The 20,563-nt window shown below is 70.5% G+C and carries 15 protein-coding genes; 7 read left to right on the forward strand and 8 right to left on the reverse strand.

What is annotated here, in order from left to right; genetic code table 11:
* The first annotated feature begins 78 nt into the window (after window positions 1-78).
* The 4 genes from ACZ9QC_RS11570 (at window position 79) to ACZ9QC_RS11585 (ending at window position 4,951) form a co-directional block, all read left to right on the forward strand.
* A complete protein-coding gene (locus ACZ9QC_RS11570; RefSeq protein WP_472920073.1) occupies window positions 79-3,297 on the forward strand; it encodes a sensor histidine kinase in 3,219 nt (1,072 codons plus the stop codon).
* Window positions 3,298-3,307: 10 nt separating this feature from the next.
* Window positions 3,308-3,721 carry a roadblock/LC7 domain-containing protein gene (locus tag ACZ9QC_RS11575; RefSeq protein WP_004983065.1) on the forward strand — a complete coding sequence of 138 codons (414 nt, stop codon included), beginning with the start codon at window positions 3,308-3,310 and terminating at the stop codon, window positions 3,719-3,721.
* A 98-nt stretch (window positions 3,722-3,819) separates the two neighbouring features.
* On the forward strand, window positions 3,820-4,389 hold the full coding sequence (locus ACZ9QC_RS11580) for a DUF742 domain-containing protein (RefSeq protein WP_472920074.1): 570 nt from the start codon (window positions 3,820-3,822) through the stop codon (window positions 4,387-4,389).
* On the forward strand, window positions 4,370-4,951 hold the full coding sequence (locus ACZ9QC_RS11585; protein WP_009314218.1) for a GTP-binding protein: 582 nt from the start codon (window positions 4,370-4,372) through the stop codon (window positions 4,949-4,951). Before ACZ9QC_RS11580 ends, ACZ9QC_RS11585 begins: the two co-directional genes overlap by 20 nt.
* Before the next feature lie 278 nt (window positions 4,952-5,229).
* On the opposite strand, the gene ACZ9QC_RS11590 is transcribed toward ACZ9QC_RS11585, so the two are convergent.
* The 3 genes from ACZ9QC_RS11590 to ACZ9QC_RS11600 form a co-directional block, all read right to left on the reverse strand.
* Window positions 5,230-5,424, reverse strand: a complete 195-nt coding sequence (locus ACZ9QC_RS11590) for an acyl-CoA carboxylase epsilon subunit (protein WP_230220678.1) — start codon at window positions 5,422-5,424, stop codon at window positions 5,230-5,232.
* Between the two features lie 56 nt (window positions 5,425-5,480).
* Window positions 5,481-7,064: an acyl-CoA carboxylase subunit beta gene (locus ACZ9QC_RS11595; RefSeq protein WP_472920075.1), complete on the reverse strand. Its 1,584-nt coding sequence runs from the start codon at window positions 7,062-7,064 to the stop codon at window positions 5,481-5,483.
* A gap of 165 nt (window positions 7,065-7,229) precedes the next feature.
* A complete protein-coding gene (locus ACZ9QC_RS11600) occupies window positions 7,230-9,560 on the reverse strand; it encodes a polysaccharide lyase 8 family protein (RefSeq protein ID WP_472920076.1) in 2,331 nt (776 codons plus the stop codon).
* Window positions 9,561-9,708: 148 nt separating this feature from the next.
* Here ACZ9QC_RS11600 and ACZ9QC_RS11605 point away from each other — a divergent pair, with 148 nt between their 5' ends.
* Complete coding sequence (locus tag ACZ9QC_RS11605) at window positions 9,709-10,326, forward strand: YceI family protein (protein ID WP_472920077.1); 618 nt, start codon at window positions 9,709-9,711, stop codon at window positions 10,324-10,326.
* A 203-nt stretch (window positions 10,327-10,529) separates the two neighbouring features.
* Here the strand turns inward: ACZ9QC_RS11605 and ACZ9QC_RS11610 are convergent, their stop codons facing one another.
* Window positions 10,530-11,402, reverse strand: a complete 873-nt coding sequence (locus tag ACZ9QC_RS11610; RefSeq protein WP_472920078.1) for an aminoglycoside phosphotransferase family protein — start codon at window positions 11,400-11,402, stop codon at window positions 10,530-10,532.
* A 278-nt stretch (window positions 11,403-11,680) separates the two neighbouring features.
* On the opposite strand from ACZ9QC_RS11610, the gene ACZ9QC_RS11615 reads away from it, so the two are divergent.
* Window positions 11,681-12,463 carry a serine protease gene (locus ACZ9QC_RS11615; protein WP_472920079.1) on the forward strand — a complete coding sequence of 261 codons (783 nt, stop codon included), beginning with the start codon at window positions 11,681-11,683 and terminating at the stop codon, window positions 12,461-12,463.
* Between the two features lie 201 nt (window positions 12,464-12,664).
* Here ACZ9QC_RS11615 and ACZ9QC_RS11620 read toward each other — a convergent pair whose 3' ends face one another.
* From ACZ9QC_RS11620 to ACZ9QC_RS11635, 4 genes are all read right to left on the reverse strand, one after another.
* On the reverse strand, window positions 12,665-14,044 hold the full coding sequence (locus ACZ9QC_RS11620) for a hypothetical protein (protein ID WP_472920080.1): 1,380 nt from the start codon (window positions 14,042-14,044) through the stop codon (window positions 12,665-12,667).
* Window positions 14,045-14,385: 341 nt separating this feature from the next.
* On the reverse strand, window positions 14,386-15,990 hold the full coding sequence (gene cimA, locus ACZ9QC_RS11625; RefSeq protein WP_472920081.1) for a citramalate synthase: 1,605 nt from the start codon (window positions 15,988-15,990) through the stop codon (window positions 14,386-14,388).
* Window positions 15,991-16,339: 349 nt separating this feature from the next.
* Window positions 16,340-17,425 (reverse strand): branched-chain amino acid aminotransferase, encoded by a 1,086-nt coding sequence (locus tag ACZ9QC_RS11630; protein ID WP_472920082.1) that lies wholly within the window; start codon window positions 17,423-17,425, stop codon window positions 16,340-16,342.
* Between the two features lie 250 nt (window positions 17,426-17,675).
* Window positions 17,676-18,719: a 3-isopropylmalate dehydrogenase gene (locus ACZ9QC_RS11635; RefSeq protein WP_472920083.1), complete on the reverse strand. Its 1,044-nt coding sequence runs from the start codon at window positions 18,717-18,719 to the stop codon at window positions 17,676-17,678.
* A 142-nt stretch (window positions 18,720-18,861) separates the two neighbouring features.
* On the opposite strand from ACZ9QC_RS11635, the gene ACZ9QC_RS11640 reads away from it, so the two are divergent.
* Window positions 18,862-20,478, forward strand: a complete 1,617-nt coding sequence (locus tag ACZ9QC_RS11640) for a purple acid phosphatase family protein (RefSeq protein ID WP_472920084.1) — start codon at window positions 18,862-18,864, stop codon at window positions 20,476-20,478.
* The last annotated feature ends 85 nt before the right edge of the window (window positions 20,479-20,563 follow it).

Here is a 20,563-nt window from a genome sequence, read left to right on the forward strand (position 1 = left end):
CATTAGTCAAAGACGTACTAGGGCGTGGAGTCACCCGCGGCACGACGTAGGTGCCGGCGCCGAGAGGTTGTTGGTCGAGTGAGGCGAAGCAAGAAAGGTCCCGAGCCATCGGCGCGGGGCAACTTCACCCCGCCGCCGCGCGGAGCGGCACCCGCACAAGTGACCGGACCGGAGCCGACGGCAGCTCCCGCACCCAGCGGCAGTCGTCTCTCCCCCCGCAACTGGCGTGTACCCACTCGCCTGAACGCGATCCTCCTCATACCCGTGCTGGTCGGCCTGGTCATGGGCGGCTTCCAGGTGAAGGGCTCGATCGACACCTGGCAGGAAGCCAAGGACGCCGAGAAGGTCGCCAAGATCGTGGCCGCCGCCGGTCTCTACGGCGAGGCGCTGCTCAACGAACGTGACCTCTCCGCCCAGCCTCTGCTGGACGGCGACCGGGACAGCGAGGTCGTCAAGGACGCCCGTGCCTTCACCGACGAGAAGGCGGACGCCTTCCACGCGGAGGTCGTCGGGATGCCCGCCGGGCAGGGCCTGGAACGCCGTCTGCGTCTGGTGGAGGAGGCCGAGCCGTCGCTGGAGAAACTCCGGCAGACCGCCTTCACCCGGGCCGCCGACCCGGTACAGACCGAAGAGGGCTACGTCACCGTCGAGCACCTCCTGGCGGAGTTCTCCAACGAGCTCGGCCTCGGTACCGGCAACATCACCGCGTACGGCCGTACGGTCTACGCGGTCACGCTCGCCAAGGGCGCCGCCTCTCTGCAGCGCTCGATCGGCACCCACCTGCTGGTCCGCCCGAGCGAGGACCAGCGGGTCTTCCGCCAGCAGATCACGGCGTTCACCTCCTACGCCTACCTGGAGAACATCGCCGTCCAGGAGTTCGTCTCCGGTGGCACCGAGGCCGACGCCGCACGGCTCGAGTCGGTCATGGCGCAGAAGACCGAAGAGGGCAAGAAGCAGGCCGCCGCGGCCGCCGCGAAGGACCCGGACTACGTCGCGCCGCCGGACACCATGCTGAAGATGATCCAGGCGATCGGCAGCGGTGCCTCCCCCGAGGACCTCGCCAAGCAGGGCGTCACCTACCAGAACTGGATGGCGGCCTCCACGCTGAAGTTCGAGGGCTACAGCGAGGTCGAGACCGAGCTGATCAACCGCGCGGTGTCCGAGGCCGGCCAGATCGCCTCCGACGCCCAGCGCGACGCCTACCTCAACGGCGCCATCGTCATCGTCGCCCTGCTCGCCGCGTTCATCATCGCCGGGATCATGGCCCGCCAGATGAGCCGCTCGATGCGCCAGCTGCGCAACGCCGCCTTCGGCATCGCCGAGCAGCGCCTGCCGATGCTGGTCGACCAGCTCTCGCGCACCGACCCCGGCCGGGTCGACACCCGGGTCGCACCGATCCCGATCACCTCCACGGACGAGATCGGCGAGGTCGCCCGCGCCTTCGACCAGGTCCACCGCGAGGCCGTCCGGCTCGCCGCCGAGCAGGCCCTGCTGCGGGGCAACATCAACGCGATCTTCACCAACCTCTCGCGCCGCAACCAGTCGCTGATCGAGGGCCAGCTGACCCTGATCACCGACCTGGAGAACAACGAGGCCGACCCGGACCAGCTGGAGAACCTCTTCAAGCTGGACCACCTCGCGACCCGTATGCGCCGCAACGGCGAGAACCTCCTCGTTCTCGCCGGTGAGGAGCCCGGCCGCCGCTGGGACCAGCCGGTCCCGCTGATCGACGTGCTGCGCGCCGCCTCCTCCGAGGTGGAGCAGTACGAGCGCATCGAGCTCTCCGGCGTCCCGGAGGCCGAGATCCACGGCCGCGCCGTGACCGACCTCGTGCACCTGCTCGCCGAGCTCCTGGAGAACGCCACCACGTTCTCCTCCCCGCAGACCAAGGTCCGCGTCACCGCGACCCGTCTCCCCGACGGCCGCGTGATGATCGAGATCCACGACAAGGGCATCGGCCTCACCGCCGAGGACTTCGCGGACATCAACCACAAGCTGGCCAACCCGCCGACCGTGGACGCCGCGATCTCGCAGCGCATGGGTCTATTCGTGGTCGGCCGGCTGTCCGACCGGCACGGCATCCGCGTCCAGCTCCGCCCCTCGGGCGAGCAGGCCGGTACGACCTCGCTGGTCATGCTGCCCGACGTCATCACCCACGGTGGCGGTGGCGAGCAGCACCAGCCGCAGGTCGACGAGTTCACGGTCTCGCAGATCATCCCGGAGCAGCACGCGTTCCAGCAGCCGGGCGTCGCCCCCATGCGGACCGCCGCCGAGCTGGGCTTCGACGACAGCCGGTACGAGGTTCCGGACGACATCCGCGACCTGGACCCCGTGGGCCGTTCCCTGATGCGTGAGGAGCGTCGGGCGGCCCTGGAGTCCCAGGCGCACCAGAACCCGCAGCTGCCCGCCGGCGAGGCGCCGCGCTACGGCGACGACTTCCAGTCGCCCGAGCCGTCCTACGACAACGGCCCGACCGCGTACGTGGACCCGCAACGGTCCTACGACCAGCAGACGGCGTACGAGGAGCCGCAGCAGCCGTCGTACGACGAGGCGTACTTCGGCCAGAGCAACGGCGTGGCGAACGGCGACGGACACCTCCCGGGCGGGAACGACACGTTCGCCGCTACCGGCGGTTACCCTGAGCCCGCCTATGCGGAGTCCGTCCAGGAGGAGCACGCGGCCGCCGCCGCGAACGCCCCGGAGACGTACACGGGCTTCGAAGAGCAGTCCTATCAGGACGACTGGCCGCAGCAGCAGGACTACCAGAGCTCGTACCGCTCCGAGTACGCTCCGGAACCGGAATCTGCGCAGGCCGCTGACGTGAAGGAGCCGGACCGCGTAGGCTTCGACCGTCCGGGATCCACCCCTTCCGCCGGCCACACGCTGACCGACGCCGGCCTTCCCCGCCGCGGCTCCACCGCGAGCGCGGGCGGCACGAGCGCGGGCGCCGCGACCGGACGGCAGGAAGTGGCCCAGGACCAGCCGACGGCCGGGGGACCGAACGGCGACTGGCGCTCGACCAACGACGAGCGCTGGCAGCAGGCCTCCCAGCTGAAGAAGCCCAAGGCGGGCGGGGTCACCTCCTCCGGCCTGCCTCGGCGGGTGCCCAAGGCCAACCTGGTCGAGGGAGCCGCCAAGACGACCCCGCAGGGAGGTCCACAGATCTCCCGCGCTCCCGAGGACGTCCGGGGCAGGCTGAGCAACCTGCGTCGCGGTGTCCAGCGTGGGCGCAACGCAGGCAGTGAAACGAACGGCCAGGGCTTCGGTCCTGACAGCACCTACAACCAGGAGCGTTAGTGTGAGCCCGATGAGCCAGGCGGCACAGAACCTGAACTGGTTGATCACCAATTTCGTGGACAACACCCCCGGGGTGTCGCACACGGTGGTGGTCTCCGCCGACGGACTCCTTCTGGCGATGTCCGAAGGGTTTCCCCGCGACCGTGCCGACCAGCTGGCGGCCGTCGCGTCGGGTCTGACCTCTCTGACCGCGGGTGCCTCCCGCATCTTCGAAGGTGGCAGCGTCAATCAGACGGTTGTGGAGATGGAGCGGGGATTCCTGTTCATCATGTCCATTTCCGACGGTTCCTCGCTCGCCGTACTCGCACATCCGGAAGCCGACATCGGTCTCATCGGGTACGAGATGGCCCTTCTGGTGGATCGTGCCGGTACGGTCCTGACGCCCGATCTTCGTGCGGAGCTCCAGGGCAGCCTGCTCAACTAACAGTCAGACGGTGCGTTTTGGCGTCCCGGGGCCGTAAGGTTTCGGGACGCGGCTTCCAATGAGCCATGGATGCCAGCACAGTCGGAGGAGGAGAGAACGTGGCAACACCCCCAGGCGGTTCATCGTCGGGCAACTGGTCCTACCCTGGCCAGGGGCCGGGCCAGGGTGACCAGAACCGGTACAACTTCCCCTCCGCACCGAGCCGCCAGCAGCCGTACGCACCGCAGGGCCCCGGTCCTTCGCCTTACGACCAGCCGTCGGCGCCACGCATCCAGCCCGTTCAGCCGCAACGCCGCAGCCCCGAGCCGTCGCCCGCGGGGGCGGCGCACAACCCCCTGGTGCGCCCGTACGCCATGACGGGCGGCCGCACCAGGCCGCGCTACCAGCTCGCCATCGAGGCGCTGGTGCACACCACCGCGCAGCCGCACCAGATGCAGGGCCAGTTGCCCGAGCATCAGCGGATCTGCAACCTCTGCCGAGAGATCAAGTCGGTCGCCGAGATCTCGGCGCTGCTGACCATCCCCCTCGGCGTGGCCAGGATCCTCGTCGCCGACTTGGCGGAGGCGGGCCTGGTCGCCATCCATCAGCCCGGCGGCGACGAGAACGCCGGCGGCCAGCCAGACGTGACACTGCTCGAAAGGGTGCTCAGTGGACTTCGCAAGCTCTAGCGGCGGTCCTTCCCGCTCCACCACCTCGGCGAAGATCGTGGTGGCGGGTGGCTTCGGCGTGGGCAAGACCACGTTCGTCGGGGCCGTCTCGGAGATCAACCCGCTGCGTACCGAGGCCGTGATGACGTCCGCGTCCGCGGGCATCGACGACCTCACCCACACCGGGGACAAGACGACCACCACGGTCGCCATGGACTTCGGCCGTATCACCCTCGACCAGGACCTGATCCTGTACCTGTTCGGCACCCCCGGTCAGGACCGCTTCTGGTTCATGTGGGACGACCTCGTGCGGGGCGCGATCGGCGCGATCGTATTGGTGGACACGCGTCGTCTCGCCGACTGCTTCCCGGCCGTCGACTACTTCGAGAACAGCGGTCTCCCCTTCGTCATCGCCCTGAACGGCTTCGACGGGCAGCAGCCGTACAACCCGGACGAGGTGCGTGAGGCGCTGCAGATCGGCCCCGACACCCCGATCATCACGACGGACGCGCGGCATCGGGCCGACGCGAAGTCGGCGCTGATCACGCTGGTCGAGCATGCGCTGATGGCGCGGCTGCGGTAGGCCCGCGGCGCTCAGCCGAGTACGAAAGGGGACCCCTTCCTGTTGTTCCGGGAGGGGTCCCCTTCGTCGTGGGTCGGCTACCGGCCGGTGGGGGTTGCTCGCGCAGTTCCCCGCGCCCCTTAAGGGCCTACGGCCCATTCGGGCCGAAAAAGCACGGGGCGCAGCCCCTGCTTTTTCAGGGGCGCGGGGAACTGCGCGACCAGCCCCCACCCACCCGCACCCGACCCACACGCGAAGGGGCCCCTCCATTCGGAGAGGGCCCCTTCGGCAAACAAGGCTCAGCGCCAGCTGTGCGGCGCCCGGAACCCCGGCTCGCGTTCCAGGCGGCGCCAGCCCGCGCGGAGGCGGCCCCGGTGGACCGGGGTGGCCTCGGTCGGCCGCGCGGCCGCTCGGGCCAGCAGCAGCGCGGTGATCGCGGCCACTTCCTCCGGCTCGGCGTGGCCCTTCTCGACGCGAATATCAGGCAGCTTCATGGATTCAGTCTCCGTGGATGAGGTTTCCGCAGGGGTACCGCGAAGGAACCGTCGGGTTACTGCGGCGGGTTGCCGTGCTTGCGGGACGGCAGGTCCGCGTGCTTGGTGTGGAGCATCGCCAGGGAGCGGACGAGGACCGCGCGGGTGTCCGCGGGGTCGATCACGTCGTCCACGAGGCCGCGCTCGGCCGCGTAGTACGGGTGCATCAGCTCGGCCTTGTACTCCTTGACCATGCGGACCCGCATCGCCTCGGGGTCCTCGGCCTCGGCGATCTGGCGCCGGAAGATGACGTTGGCGGCGCCTTCGGCGCCCATGACGGCGATCTCGTTGGTGGGCCAGGCGTAGGTGAGGTCGGCCCCGATGGACTGGCTGTCCATGACGATGTAGGCACCTCCGTACGCCTTGCGCAGGATCAGCGAGATCCGGGGCACGGTCGCGTTGCAGTAGGCGTACAGCAGCTTCGCGCCGTGGCGGATGATTCCACCGTGCTCCTGGTCGACGCCGGGCAGGAAGCCGGGGACGTCCAGAAGAGTGATGATCGGAATGTTGAAGGCATCGCACATCTGCACGAAGCGCGCGGCCTTCTCGCTGGCCTCGATGTCGAGGACGCCCGCGAGGGACTGCGGCTGGTTGGCGACGATGCCGACGACCTGGCCGTCGAGCCGGCCGAGGGCGCAGATGATGTTGCGGGCCCAGCGCTCGTGGATCTCCAGGTAGTCGCCGTCGTCGACGATCTCCTCGATGACCTTGGTCATGTCGTAGGGCCGGTTGCCGTCGGCCGGGACCAGGTCGAGGAGGACGTCGCTGCGGCGGTCCACCGGGTCGGAGGAGTCCACGCGCGGCGGGTTCTCGCGGTTGTTCTGCGGGAGCATCGACAGGAGGTAGCGGACCTCGGCGATGCAGGTCTCCTCGTCGTCGTAGGCGAAGTGCGCCACGCCGGAGGTCTCGGCGTGCACGTCGGCGCCGCCCAGGCCGTTCTGGCTGATCTCCTCGCCCGTGACCGCCTTGACGACGTCCGGGCCGGTGATGAACATCTGCGAGGTCTCGCGGACCATGAAGACGAAGTCGGTCAGGGCGGGGCTGTAGGCCGCGCCGCCCGCGCAGGGACCGAGCATGACCGAGATCTGCGGGATGACGCCCGAGGCCCGGGTGTTGCGCTGGAAGATGCCGCCGTAGCCGGCCAGCGCCGAGACGCCCTCCTGGATCCGGGCGCCCGCGCCGTCGTTGAGCGAGACCAGCGGGGCACCGGCCGCGATGGCCATGTCCATGATCTTGTGGATCTTCGTGGCGTGGGCCTCGCCCAGCGCACCGCCGAAGATCCGGAAGTCATGGGCGTAGACGAAGACGGTGCGGCCCTCCACCGTGCCCCAGCCGGTGATCACACCGTCGGTGTACGGCTTCTTGGCCTCCAGACCGAAACCGGTGGCCCGGTGCCGGCGCAGCTGCTCGACCTCGTTGAAGGAGCCCGGGTCCAGCAGCAGCTCGATGCGCTCCCGGGAGGTCAGCTTGCCCTTGGCGTGCTGCGCCTCGGTCGCCTTCTCGCTGGGGCCGGCCAACGCCTGGGCACGGATCTCGTGCAGTTCGGCCACTCGCCCGCGCGCGTCCGTCGGCTCACCCGGTGCCTCATCCAAAACGGTCATGTAGTGACCTTACGAAGCCGAGCGAGGAAAGCGGTCCGTCGACTCCGTACAGTCTCCGGCGTGTTTTCCTGGTACCCCTGAACAGAACCTCGTCGCCATGCAGGCGAACCGACTGCTCAGGGGGTGTGGGGCTTGTAGGGGTCACACAAAGGCGGCTCGGACCTGTCAGGGGAGAATCAGGTCACAGGTGTGGGTGGCGCAGGCCGTGCCGGGGGTGATGCGGAGCCGTAGCCGGCCGGGGGCCGACTCCAGCACCTCGACCGGGTCGTCAGCTCGGGTCACCCTGCGGAACGGGCCACTCCAGATGATCTCCACCGGCTCGCCGGTGCGCGGCGGTTCGCTCACGCAGAGGGTAGCGCTCCTCCCCCGGCGGCGGACCAGCACGCTCGCCCCGGCGGACGCCGTGAGCGGGCCCGCCGTACCGGGCCCCCAGAAGTTGGCGGCGGTCAGCCCGAGCGAGGGGACGTGGACGGCCTGGCTCGTGCTGTCGTTGGTGAAGATCGACAACCAGCGCCGGTCTGCGGCACGGGCCTCGACGGCGTGGCGGGACGCTCCGGGCATGAGCAGATAGGCGTAGCCGGCGTTCACCGGATCGGTGCCGTGGTCCAGCCAGAGGGTCTGCCAGCGCCGGGTGCGGCGCTCGGTCGTACCGCCGGTGTTGATGTCCGACCAGGCTCCGGTGCGGTCCTCGCGGAGGGTGCGCAGGGCGCCGTCCGACCCCGCGTCGGGGAGGACCCAGCCGCCGTGGCCGTCCAGGTGTGCCCAGCGGCGGCCCCGCAGCAGGGCCCCGGGTGCGGCGGCGCTCTCCCCCAGGTTCCGGTTGTCGACCACCGTCTCCACCGGCACTCCGTCCGCGCACGTGATCCCCGCCCCGAGGCAGATCACGGCGTCCTCGACGCAGAACCACGACTTGCGGGCGCGGAGCGTGGAGCCGAGGCCGGCGAGGTGCTGGCCGATGGCGGCGTACTCGCCGTCGGTCGTACCGCCGACCCAGCGGACGGCGGGCTTGGGCGCGCCCCATTCGCCGCCCTCCCGGTCGGCGAGCCGCTTGGTGGAGACGGTGGTGCCGGGAAGGCGGTACCAGTCGACGGTGGGCCAGAACCAGTTCGTGTACTGGTCGCCGTGCCCCTCGGCCCACCACAGGGTGGTCCCCGAACCGGTGTGCCAGCCGCGCGGGTTCTCGCCGTTGCCGCACTCGTAGTGGGCGATGCGGTCGGAGGCCATGGCGATGTTCACGGTGAAGGCGGGGCGGCGGTGGACGGCTCTGTCCATGGCCGGAAAGAGGCGGTGGCCGACGGGTTCGGGCGCGGCGGCGACCGGGGAGGCGGCGACGGCGTGCAGCCGGGCCAGGTCCGCGACACCGAACTGCCGCGCCGTGAGGATCGGTGTCACCGTGTCGCGTTCGATCCACCCCTTGATCCGCCCGTGCCACCGCTCGCGCTCGGCGGGGCCGGCGCCGAGCGCGAGCAGCGCGATCGCGGCGATGATCCCCTGCCCATGGAAGTGGTCGCTGCGCAGGATGTGCCGGTCGTCGCCCTTGAGGTAACCCCGGCTGATGGCACGGCCGTTGACGCTGTCCATCACCAGTCCGTCGAGGACGAGCGGGGCGAAGGCCCGCTCCACACCGTCGAGCACGGTCCGCCGGTTCGGATCCGTGACCGCCCAGCTCGACCCGGCCAGCAGCGCGAGGAGCCGGCCCAGTCCGTCGAGCATGACCTGCCCGTACGTGCCCGAGTAGGCGACCCAGGTGTGCTGCACGAACGAGCCGTCGGCGTAGAGGCCGTCCCCCCGGGTGACGTACGGGAAGACGGGTGAGAGGGCGTCGCGGGCGAGGGCGATCTTCTCGGGGGCGCGGCCGAGGATGCCGCGCAGGGCCACGGAGCGGCAGAGGTCGACGCGGTTGGCGCCGGTGGAGGTGCCGGTGTAGTCGTGGAGCATCGCGTCGGGGATGAAGTGGTCGATCGCCGCGCAGGCGTCGGCCGTGCGGGTGGGGGTGAGTTCGTCGTACAGGGCGGCGACGATGTCCAGCAGGAGGCGTGGGCTGCCGATCTGCCACTCCCACCAGTTGCCGTAGCGGGTGGTGCCGGGGTGGTAGACGGTCGCGGTGAGGTGGTCGAGGCCGCGCAGGACGTCCGCCAGGAGGGCGGTGTCGCCGGTGCGGCCGGTGCCGGGCTGGAGGTAGGCCTGGGTCATCGTCCACAGGCGGCTGTAGCTCTGGGTGATTCCCGCGGGCGGGTCGAAGGGGTGGCCCGGCCAGAGGGAGTTCGCGGTGGGCGCCATGGCCGCGCGGAAGGCGTGGGCGAGGTCACCGGTCTCGCGCAGGCGGGTGGCGTAGGGCTCGGCGGTGGGGTCGTAGCCCTCGCCGAGCGCGATGGCGAGCCAGCGGCGGCGGAGGGTGTCGTACTCGTCGGCGGCGTGGGCGGGGCCGGGGGCGGTCGCGGCTGCCAGGGTCGCGGCGAGGAGCAGGACGGTCCGGCGTGTGGGGGTCATGGCCATGCCGTGTACCACTCCGGAGCGGCCGGATCAACAACGCGTGACACAATGATCACCGAACCGATACGGTTGAAAATTGAACGGAATAGGTCTACGGTGGGCCGTGTTCAGTTCGTTGAACATTGAACGACATCACTCAAGGAGTCACGTCATGGGCATCTTCGGCCGCAGCAACTCGACCCCCGAGACCGCCACCACCTCGGCGACCGTCTCCGCGGTGAACCCCGACCTCGCCGCGCTGACCGGCGACTACTCGATCGACGCGTCCCACACCACGATCGGGTTCACGGCCCGCCACGCCATGGTCACCAACGTCAAGGGCGCCTTCCTGGACTTCTCCGGCAGCCTGCACCTGGACGGCACGGACCCGTCCCTGTCCACCGCCTCCATCGACGTCAAGATGGAGAGCATCGACACCGGCAACGCCGACCGTGACGGTCACCTGAAGAGCGCGGACTTCTTCAAGACGGAGGAGTTCCCGACGATGACCTTCCGCTCCACCAAGGCGGAGGCCCTCGGCGGCGACGACTACCGCATCACCGGCGATCTCTCCATCCTGGGCACGACCAAGCCGCTCACCATCGACCTGGAGTTCAACGGCGCCGCCAAGGACCCCTTCGGCAACGAGCGCGTCGGCTTCGAGGGCAAGGCGGAGATCCTGCGCTCCGAGTGGGGCCTGACCTGGAACGCGGCGCTGGAGACGGGCGGCGTCCTGGTCTCGGACAAGATCAAGCTCACCTTCGACATCTCGGCGATCCGGAACGCGTGACCCCTTCGGCGGTCCCGCCGCGCGGTTCCGACACGCTCTGACCCGCGGTTCCGACGCCCACCGAGCCCTCGCCCTCCGACTGCCCACGCGGCAGTCGGAGCGCGGGGGCTCGGCCTTGTCCGTACGCCGATGCCTGGGTCGACATAGAGGGCGACATGCGGGGGGGGACATACGGGCGCGACGCTCACGGTGAGCGCCCCGCCCTAGACGACCGCGTCCTCCAGCACCTGGTCGAGCACGCGACGCTGGCGTCCCTCCGGGTCGGGGCTGGACAGTCCCGCCGTACTCACCAGGGCCTTCCACAGTGCCCAGCCCCGGGCCCGTCGCCAGGCGTCGTCGGGGAGGCCGACGGCCTCGCGGAAGACCTTCCGTTCCTCGCCGGTGAAGTGGTTCCAGGCGATCACGAGGTCGCAGGCGGGGTCGCCTACGCCGGAGGAGCCGAAGTCGATGACGGCGGAGAGAGCCCCCTCCGCGGCCAGGAGATTCCCGACGGCGACGTCACCGTGGAACCAGGTCGGCGCGGAGGGCCAGGCGGAGGTCAGCGCCTCGGCCCACACGGTCCGGCAGGCGGCGACGTCGACGGAGTCCGCCAGCCGCTCCAGAGCCGCCTCGACCTCGTCGCCGTAGACGCTGGGATGGCAGCCGCGGAAGTACGAGTGCCGTCCGGCGGCCGGGCCCCGCCCGACCGGCGCCTCGCGCAGCCGGGTGAGGAAGTCGCCGAGGTCGCGGGCGAGTCGCGTCCGGTCGACGCCCGTCGCGACCTCGACCGTCTCCCCCGGGAGCCAGCGCCGCACGGACCACGGGAACGGGTAACCCGCGCCCGGCGCACCGACCGCGACCGGCTCCGGTACGGGTAGCGGCACGTGCCGGGCCAGCTCGGGCAGACAGCGGTCCTCCTTGGCCACGGCGGCCACATAGCCCTCCGCACTGGGCAGACGCACCGCGAGCCGGTCCCCGAGCCGGAAGGTCCGGTTGTCCCAGCCCTGCCGGTCGACGGCTCTGACGGGTAGGTCGCCCCACTGAGGGAACTGGCTTGCGATCAGGGCGCGTACGAGCTCGGCTGAGATGTCGATCACCAGGTCAGTGTGCGCACTCCTCCGGCGCCGTCGCACTCCGTTTTTTCGCGGGACGGTTCGTCGATCGGGCCGTGGACCGGAAGTGAGGCTGGCTGGTTCGTACCTCTTGTGTGCGCGCTGCCGACGTTCTCATAATCCTGCAACAGAAATTGACCTGGGCATGCCACCAAAGGCGATTTCCTGTCGCTTCATTGGCATGCCTATGTCATTCCTGCGGTTCGGCAGTACGCGTCATCGAACGACTCATCGCATGTCAACCCCCCACGGAAGGCATCACGTTGAAGCGACTCATCACCGCCCTGAAGAGATGTGCGGCTGTCGGTGCCGCCGCGCTCGCGATCGCCAGCCTGCAGCCCGTGTCGGCGGCGACGGCCGCGCCGGCGCCGGTGGTCGGCGGAACGCGGGCCGCGCAGGGCGAGTTCCCGTTCATGGTCCGGTTGTCGATGGGCTGTGGCGGCTCCCTGTACACCCAGCAGATCGTGCTCACGGCCGCGCACTGCGTGGGCGCGACCGGCAACAACACCAGCATCACGGCCACGGCCGGTGTCGTGGACCTCCAGAGCACCAGCGGCCGGGTCCAGGTCCGCTCGACCAAGGTCTACCGGGCCCCCGGCTACAACGGCGACGGCAAGGACTGGGCGCTCATCAAGCTGGCCTCCCCCATCAACCTCCCGACGCTGAACATCGCCACGACCACCGCGTACAACTCCGGCACCTTCACGGTCGCCGGCTGGGGCGCGGCCACCCAGGGCGGCGCGCAGCAGCGTTACATGCTCAAGGCGACCGTGCCGTTCGTGAGCGACGCGACCTGTCGTTCCTACAGCGGCTACGGCGGGCTCATCGCCTCCGAGGAGATCTGTGCCGGGTACGCGGCGGGTGGCGTCGACACCTGCCAGGGCGACTCCGGCGGTCCGATGTTCCGCCGGGACAACGCCAACCAGTGGATCCAGGTCGGCATCGTCAGCTGGGGCATAGGCTGCGCCCAGCCCAACGCTCCCGGTGTCTACTCCGAGGTGTCGACCTTCGCGTCCCAGATCGCGGCGGCCGCGGCGACTCTCTGACGAGGCTCGGCGACAGCGGACGCCCTCTCCAGCACGGCCTCGTACGACCTCGTACGACCACTCACGACCTCGTATGACCTCGCACGACCGCGTAAGACGTCCACGGGCCCGGCGGCTCCCAGCGCCGGGCCCGTGTTCGTGGCTGAGTCCGGGTCCGGGGCCGGGCACGCGTTCGTGGCGGGCCGGACGTCGGGGCGGGCCTCAGAAGCCTCCGCCGAAGTCGCCGCCGCCTCCGAAGTCGCCCCCTCCGCCGAAGTCACCGCCGCCGAAGCCGCCGGTGAAGTCGCCCGTGTCGAAGTCGCCGCCGGAGACGTCGCCGCCGCCGTAGCCGGGTTCCGCGCCGAAGTCGCCGTAACCGGAGCCGTACATGGCGGCGTACGAGGGGGTGGCCATCATGCTGCCGAGCATGGTGCCGACGAGCAGGCCGGGGAGGATGCCGCCGCCGAAGTAGCCGCCCGCCCAGGGGCCGTAGGCAGGGCCGGCGTCCCAGTACGGGCGGCGGGCTCCGGAGACCGTCTCCACCTCGCGGATCATGGGGTCCTGGCCGTCGGCGAGGCGGGCCCGGTCGGCGGCGCAGACCGGCACCTCGCGTGCGGTGCCGACACCCGGGGTCCACAGGACGTCCGCGACCGACGGACCGTGGCGGGGGTCGAAGAAGCAGGGGGCGCGGCGCTCCGGCAGGGGGCGGCCCTCTCTGCGGGCGGCGAGCTGGGTCAGGGAGAAGCGGCCGTCCTCCAGGGTCTGGGTGACCGCGCGGACCTCCTCCGGGCGGGTGGCCGCCGCCATGAGGGACTTGGCCTTCTCGTAGGCGTCCAGGGCCCGTTCGTAGTCGGCGCGCATCGCGTCGTCGGCGCCGGCCTCCGCGGGGTGGAAGTCCAGGCGTTCCAGTTCCTCGCCGAAGGCCGTGATGTCCTCGTCGACCACCACGGCGAGCTTGGCCAGCGCCTCGCGGCGTTCCTCCTCCTTGCGGCGGCGGTTGCGGCGGACCAGCGCGTACGCGCCGACGCCGCCCGCGACCACGACCGCGCCCGCCGCCGCCAGGGCGCCGGCGTCCACGCCCGCGTCGGCGCCGTCGCTCCAGCTCGACGGGGCCGTGCCGCCGGGGTTGCTGCGCAGGGCGTCGTCCACGAAGTCGTTGAGCTGGGCCTTCGGGTCGCCGGCGCCCTGGACGGCGGTGACCAGGTTGGCGACGGCGTCCTGGCTCAGGACGCTGCTGTCGGCGCGGGCGTCGAAGCGGTCGCCGAGGCGGACGGCGTAGAGACCGGCGATGCCCGTCTCGGTGCGGAGGTTCTGGAAGAGGTCCTCGGTCGGGTAGCCGGCCGGGAGGACCGCGACGAAGATCGGCTCGTCCGCGTCCTCGATCTTGTCCGCGAGGGCCTCGGCGTCCGTCGAGGAGAGCAGGTCGGTGGCGGCCGGGTCGACGTAGACGGGGCCCTCGCGCAGGGCCGCGGCCACCGTGGACAGGTCGGTGGCCGCGTGTGCGCCGGGCGCACCGACCGACAGCACCGCCAGGGTCGCCGCGGCGAGCGGCGCGATCACTAGGCGGAGGAAGAGACGACGTCGACTCAGTACGCCTTTCATATCTTCGAAGCTACCTCGATCGCCACGAAAACGGACGATTCGATCAGCAGGGCTCGTGAGTACGTCGGTGTCGGTGGTGCTGAGCGGTGTTGTCGGGTGCGTTGTCGGGTGCCGGTCCGGTGGGGCTTCTCGCGCAGTTCCCCGCGCCCCTGAAAAGCAGGGGCTGCGCCCCGTGCTTTTCATCCCCGCAGCCCCGCCCGTTATTCAGGCCCGGGCCCCCCGCTGCCCCAAGCCCCCGCCGACTTCCAGGCCCGCAGGGTCTGGTGCTTCAGGGGCGCGGGGGACTGCGCGAGTGACCACGGACCACCCGCGCCCGGCGACGCGGTCCCACCCACCCGGACCTACTCCGCCGGCTCCACGCCCGCGCGCAGCAACCCGTACGTGTACGCGTCCTCCAGTGCCTGCCACGACGCGGCGATCACGTTCTCGGCCACGCCCACCGTGGACCACTCCCCCGCACCGTCCGTCGTGGAGATCAGCACCCGCGTCGTGGAGTTGGTGCCGTGCTTGCCCTCCAGGATGCGGACCTTGTAGTCCACCAGCTCCAGCTTGGCGAGCTGGGGGTAGATCTTCTCCAGGGCGACCCGCAGGGCACGGTCGAGCGCGTTGACGGGGCCGTTGCCCTCGGCCGTGGCAACGATGCGCTCGCTCTTGGACCACAGCTTGACCGTGGCCTCGTTGGCGTGGCTTCCGTCGGGGCGGTCCTCGACGATGGCCCGCCAGGACTCCGTACGGAAGTACCGCTGCGGCTTGCCCGCGACCTCGTCGCGCAGCAGGATCTCGAAGCTGGCGTCGGCGGCCTCGTAGGTGTAGCCGCGCAGCTCGCGCTCCTTGACCCGCTCGACGACCCGGCCGACCAGCTCGCGGTCGTCGCCGAGGTCGACGCCCAGCTCCTTGCCCTTGAGCTCGATGGAGGCGCGGCCCGCCATGTCGGAGACCAGCATCCGCATGGTGTTGCCGACCTGCTCGGGGTCGATGTGCTGGTACAGGTCCGGGTCGACCTTGATCGCGGAGGCGTGCAGTCCGGCCTTGTGCGCGAAGGCCGAGACACCGACGTACGGCTGGTGGGTGGAGGGGGTGAGGTTGACGACCTCGGCGATCGCGTGCGAGATCCGCGTCATCTCGCGCAGGGCGCCCTCGGGGAGGACCTTCTTGCCGTACTTCAGCTCCAGCGCGGCGACGACCGGGAAGAGGTTGGAGTTGCCGACGCGCTCGCCGTAGCCGTTGGCGGTGCACTGGACGTGGGTGGCGCCCGCGTCGACGGCGGCCAGGGTGTTGGCGACCGCGCAGCCGGTGTCGTCCTGGGCGTGGATGCCGAGGCGGGCGCCGGTGTCGGCCAGCACGGTCGAGACCACGGCCTGGACCTGCGCCGGGAGCATGCCGCCGTTGGTGTCGCAGAGGATCACGACGTCGGCGCCGGCCTCGGAGGCGGTGCGGACGACGGCCTTGGCGTACTCGGGGTTGGCCCGGTAGCCGTCGAAGAAGTGCTCGCAGTCGACGAAGACCCGGCGGCCCTGGGCACGGAGGTGGGCGACGGTGTCGCGGATCATCTCCAGGTTCTCGTCGAGGGTGGTGCGCAGGGCGAGTTCCACATGACGGTCGTGGGACTTCGCGACCAGGGTGATCACCGGGGCGCCGGAGTCGAGCAGGGCCTTGACCTGGGGGTCCTCGTTCGCCTTGCCGCCCGCGCGGCGGGTGGCGCCGAACGCGACCAGCTGGGCGTGCTTGAAGTCGATCTCCTTCTGCGCGCGGGCGAAGAACTCGGTGTCGCGCGGGTTGGCGCCGGGCCAGCCGCCCTCGATGAAGCCCACGCCGAAGTCGTCCAGGTGCCGTGCGATGGCCAGCTTGTCCGCGACGGTGAGGTTGATGCCCTCGCGCTGGGCACCGTCGCGCAGGGTGGTGTCGAAGACGTGGAACGAGTCGTCGAGTTCGCTGGTTTCCGTCATGGTGTCAAGGCTCCTGCTGTTGGATCCCGCTGGATCTCGGTCTGTACCGGAATGACCGGCTCCACCGTCCCCAATGGTCCCTCGCGCTGCGCTCCCGGCTGAAGGTGGGCCAGAAAAGCGAAAAACCCCTCGCGGGTGCGAGAGGTCTGCGCGCGGGTCGAGGACGACGGTGTCCACCCGTACCTGGTCGTACGTGGCGGTCACTGCGGACCGGCGCGCCTGCTGCCAATAATCATGGCGAACGAGAGCACGGGGGCAGTCTGGCACAGACCGCCCCCGCCCTCACCTTCCGTCTCAGGATGCGAACAGCGTGCTGATCACCTCACGGTCACCGCACTCACCGTCGGCGTCAGCCCAGCTCGTGCATCCAGCCGTGCTTGTCCTCGACCGTGCCGCGCTGGATGTTCAGCAGCGCTTCGCGGAGCTTGAGGGTGACGGGGCCGGGCTCGCCGCCGGACTGCTGCCAGGCCGCGCCGGTGCGCTTGACCGTGCCGACGGGCGTGATGACGGCGGCCGTACCGCAGGCGAACACCTCGGTGAGGGCGCCGCTCTCGGAGTCGGCCTGCCACTGGTCGATGGAGATCCGGCCCTCCTCGGCGGCGTAGCCGAGATCCGCGGCGACCGTCAACAGGGAGTCACGGGTGACACCCTCCAGGATGGAGCCGGTGAGCGAGGGGGTGACGATGCGGTCGCCGTACACGAAGTACAGGTTCATGCCGCCGAGTTCCTCGACCCACTTGCGCTCGACCGCGTCGAGGTAGCAGACCTGGGCGCAGCCCTCGGCCGCCGCCTCGGCCTGGGCGAGGAGGGAGGCCGCGTAGTTGCCGCCGGTCTTGGCGTCGCCCATGCCGCCGGGCACCGCGCGGACGTGGTCCTCGGAGACCCAGATGGAGACGGGCTGCACCCCGCCGGGGAAGTAGGCGCCGGCCGGGGAGGCGATCACGAGGAAGAGGTACTCGTTGGCCGGCTTGACGCCCAGGCCGACCTCGGTGGCGATCATGAAGGGGCGGAGGTAGAGGGACTCCTCGCCGCCGTGGGCCGGGACCCAGGCCTGGTCCTGCCGCACCAGCACGTCACACGCCTCGATGAACGTCTCGACCGGCAGCTCCGGCATGCCGAGCCGACGGGCGGAGGCCTGGAAGCGGCGGGCGTTCTTCTCCGGGCGGAAGGTGGCGACGGAGCCGTCCGGCTGCCGGTAGGCCTTCAGGCCCTCGAAGATCTCCTGCGCGTAGTGCAGGACCATGGTGGCCGGGTCCAGGGAGAGCGGCGCGTACGGAACGAGCTGGCCGTCGTGCCAGCCACGACCCTCGGTCCACTTGATGACGACCATGTGGTCGGTGAAGTGGCGGCCGAAACCGGGGTTGGCCAGGACCGCGTCGCGCTCGGCGTCGGAGAGCGGACTGGCGGAGGGCTTGAGCTCGATCGTGGGCGTCATGAGTGGTGTCCTTCACCGGTTGTTGTGACGGGCCGCGCTCACATCCGTACTGCCAGTGGCGAGTGCTAGGACGTCCGAGCATTCCCTCATTCGGCGGCCCCGCGTTCGATTATCGCAAGCGGAGTCGGCGGAAGAAAACGGCGTGAATGCGACCCAGGGGATGATGGTGGCACCCGGCGGGAACATGCGGAAGCCGCCGGGTGCGGTAGCGACCCGGCGGCTTCGAAAGATTTCGAGTGGGCGCGGCGGGTCAGCCGGCTACTCGTACGGCGAGCGCGTCGCCGATCTCGGCCGTCGAACGGGCGGGCTTCCCGACGCGCTCCGCGAGGTCGGCGGAGACGGCCTCCTCGATGCGCGCGGCCTCGGACTCGTGGCCGAGGTGGCGCAGGAGCAGGGCGACGGAGAGGACCGTGGCGGACGGGTCGGCCTTGCCCTGGCCGGCGATGTCCGGGGCCGAGCCGTGCACGGGCTCGAACATGGACGGGAACTCGCCGGAGGGGTTGATGTTGCCGGAGGCCGCGACGCCGATGCCGCCGGAGACGGCCGCGGCGAGGTCGGTGATGATGTCGCCGAAGAGGTTGTCGGTGACGATCACATCGAACCGGGCCGGGTCGGTGACCAGGTAGATCGTGGCCGCGTCGACGTGGATGTAGTCGGTGGTGACCTCGGGGAACTCCTCGGCCACCTTGTTGAAGATGTTCGTCCACAGGTGACCGGCGAAGGTCAGCACGTTGTTCTTGTGGACGAGGGTGAGCTTCTTGCGCGGGCGGGCCTGGGCGCGGGCGAACGCGTCACGCACGACCCGCTCGACGCCGAAGGCCGTGTTGACGGAGACCTCGGTGGCGACCTCGTGCTCGGTGCCCTTGCGGATGGTGCCGCCGTTGCCGGTGTAGGGGCCCTCGGTGCCCTCGCGGACCACGACGAAGTCGATCTCGGGCTGGCCGGCGAGCGGGGTGGCGACGCCGGGGAGCAGCTTCGACGGACGCAGGTTCACGTGGTGGTCGAAGGCGAAGCGGAGCTTGAGCAGGAAGCCGCGCTCCAGGACCCCGGAGGGGACGCTCGGGTCGCCGATCGCGCCGAGCAGGATCGCGTCGTGCCGCTTCAGCGCGTCGAGGTCGGCGTCGGTGAGGGTCTCACCGGTGGCGTGGTAACGCTTGGCGCCGAAGTCGTACTCCTTGGTCTCCAGCTTCACATCCTGCGGAAGGACGGCGGAGAGGACCTTGAGCCCCTGGGCCACGACTTCCTGACCGATGCCGTCACCGGGGATCACTGCGAGATTGAGGCTGCGAGACATGACGGCACCGTACTCCTTGTCCCACGGGATGACACGAGATGTCCGCGATACGGACGCACGATCGGGTGACGCTGCCCACACGTCACCACGCGTTCACCCGTACGGGGGGCGGGTGTTGGGATTCGCTGGGAACTTCGAGAGCATGACCCACCCTTCCAGGGACACACCCCCCGGACCCCCCGGAGCTCCCGTACTCGACTTCGGCATCCCGCCGCGGCTCGCGCGCCGGATGAGCATGGCCGAGCAGTACGAGTACCTGCGTACGAAGTTCTCCCGGCGCCGCACCCTGGTGACGGCGGGCTCGCTGGCGGCCGGCGGGCTGCTGACCGGCTGCGGCGGGTCCGGCTCGCCGGCCTCGCCGAACGCGACGACCTCGGCCCCGTCGCCCGCGACCTCCAAGGCGCCCGGTTCCGCCGTCACCCCCTTCGGCCGCCATCTGGCGTTCGGCTCGGACCCGAAGACCCGGATGCGGATCTCCTGGCAGGTGCCGTTCGCGGTGAAGAAGCCGTACGTGCGGGTGGGGCTGAGGCCCGAGGAGCTGACCCGGAAGGTCGAGGCGGAGGTCCGCGACCTGCACACGCCGGGGGTCGAGGGCGTGCGCCTGGAGCTGGACCAGTACTACCTGCACGCGGCCCTGGACGGCCTGCGTCCCGGCACCACGTACTACTACGGCGTCGGCCACGAGGGCTTCGACCCGGCCGACCCGGCCCACCGCTCGACGATCGGCACCTTCCGTACGGCACCCGCCGCGCCGGAGACGTTCGTGTTCACCGCGTTCGGCGACCAGGGCGTCGGAAAGGCGGCGGCGGCGAACGACAACCTGATCGTCCGCCAGAAGCCCGCCTTCCACCTCCACGCCGGCGACATCTGCTACGCCAACGGCAACGGCAAGGGGGTCGAGTCGGACGGCTACGACCCCGGGTTCTGGGACCTGTTCCTCAAGCAGAACGAGCCGGTGGCCAGGTCCGTGCCGTGGATGGTGACGACCGGCAACCACGACATGGAGGCGTGGTACTCGCCGGACGGCTACGGCGGTCAGCTCGCCCGCTGGTCCCTCCCGGAGAACGGCTTCGACCCCCGTGCGGCGCCGGGGGTGTACGCGTTCACCTACGGCAACGTCGGCTTCGTGGCGCTGGACGCGAACGACGTGTCGTACGAGATCCCCGCCAACCTCGGCTACTCGGGCGGCAAGCAGACCGAGTGGCTGGACAGGAAGCTGGGGGAGCTGCGGGCCGCGAAGGGCGTCGACTTCATCGTCGTCTTCTTCCACCACTGCGCCTACTCGACGTCCTCGCACGCCTCCGACGGCGGTGTCCGGGACGCGTGGCCGCCGTTGTTCGACAAGCACCGGGTTGACCTGGTGGTCAACGGCCACAACCACGTCTACGAGCGCACCGACGCCGTCAAGGGCGGCGAGGTCGGCAGGCCGGTGCCCATCGGGGCGTCGACGGACCCGACCCGGGACGGCGTCGTGTACGTCACGGCGGGCGGCGGCGGACGCGATCTGTACGGCTTCCCGGCCGGCGTGCAGGAGAGCTACGAGGGGCACGTCACCCGCCATGAGGCCGTCGAGACCTTCGAGTGGACCAGGTCGCGCGCGTCGAAGCCGGAGACGGTGGAGTGGTCGCGGGTGCGCTACCGGGGCTTCTCGCTGCTCTCGGTGGAGGTGGTCAGCGGGGCGCGACCGGCCCTGAAGGTGTCGGCACTGGCCCAGAACGGCGACCGCGTCGACCACTTCGAGGTGCGGCGCGGCACGTGAGTCTGTTCCGGGGTGCGGCGCGGCGCGCGGGTCGTCGTCCCACGGCCGCACCGCACCCCGAACGGGTGCGGCTCCCGGCTGTTCG

The organism is Streptomyces sp. HUAS MS02 (assembly GCF_055702265.1).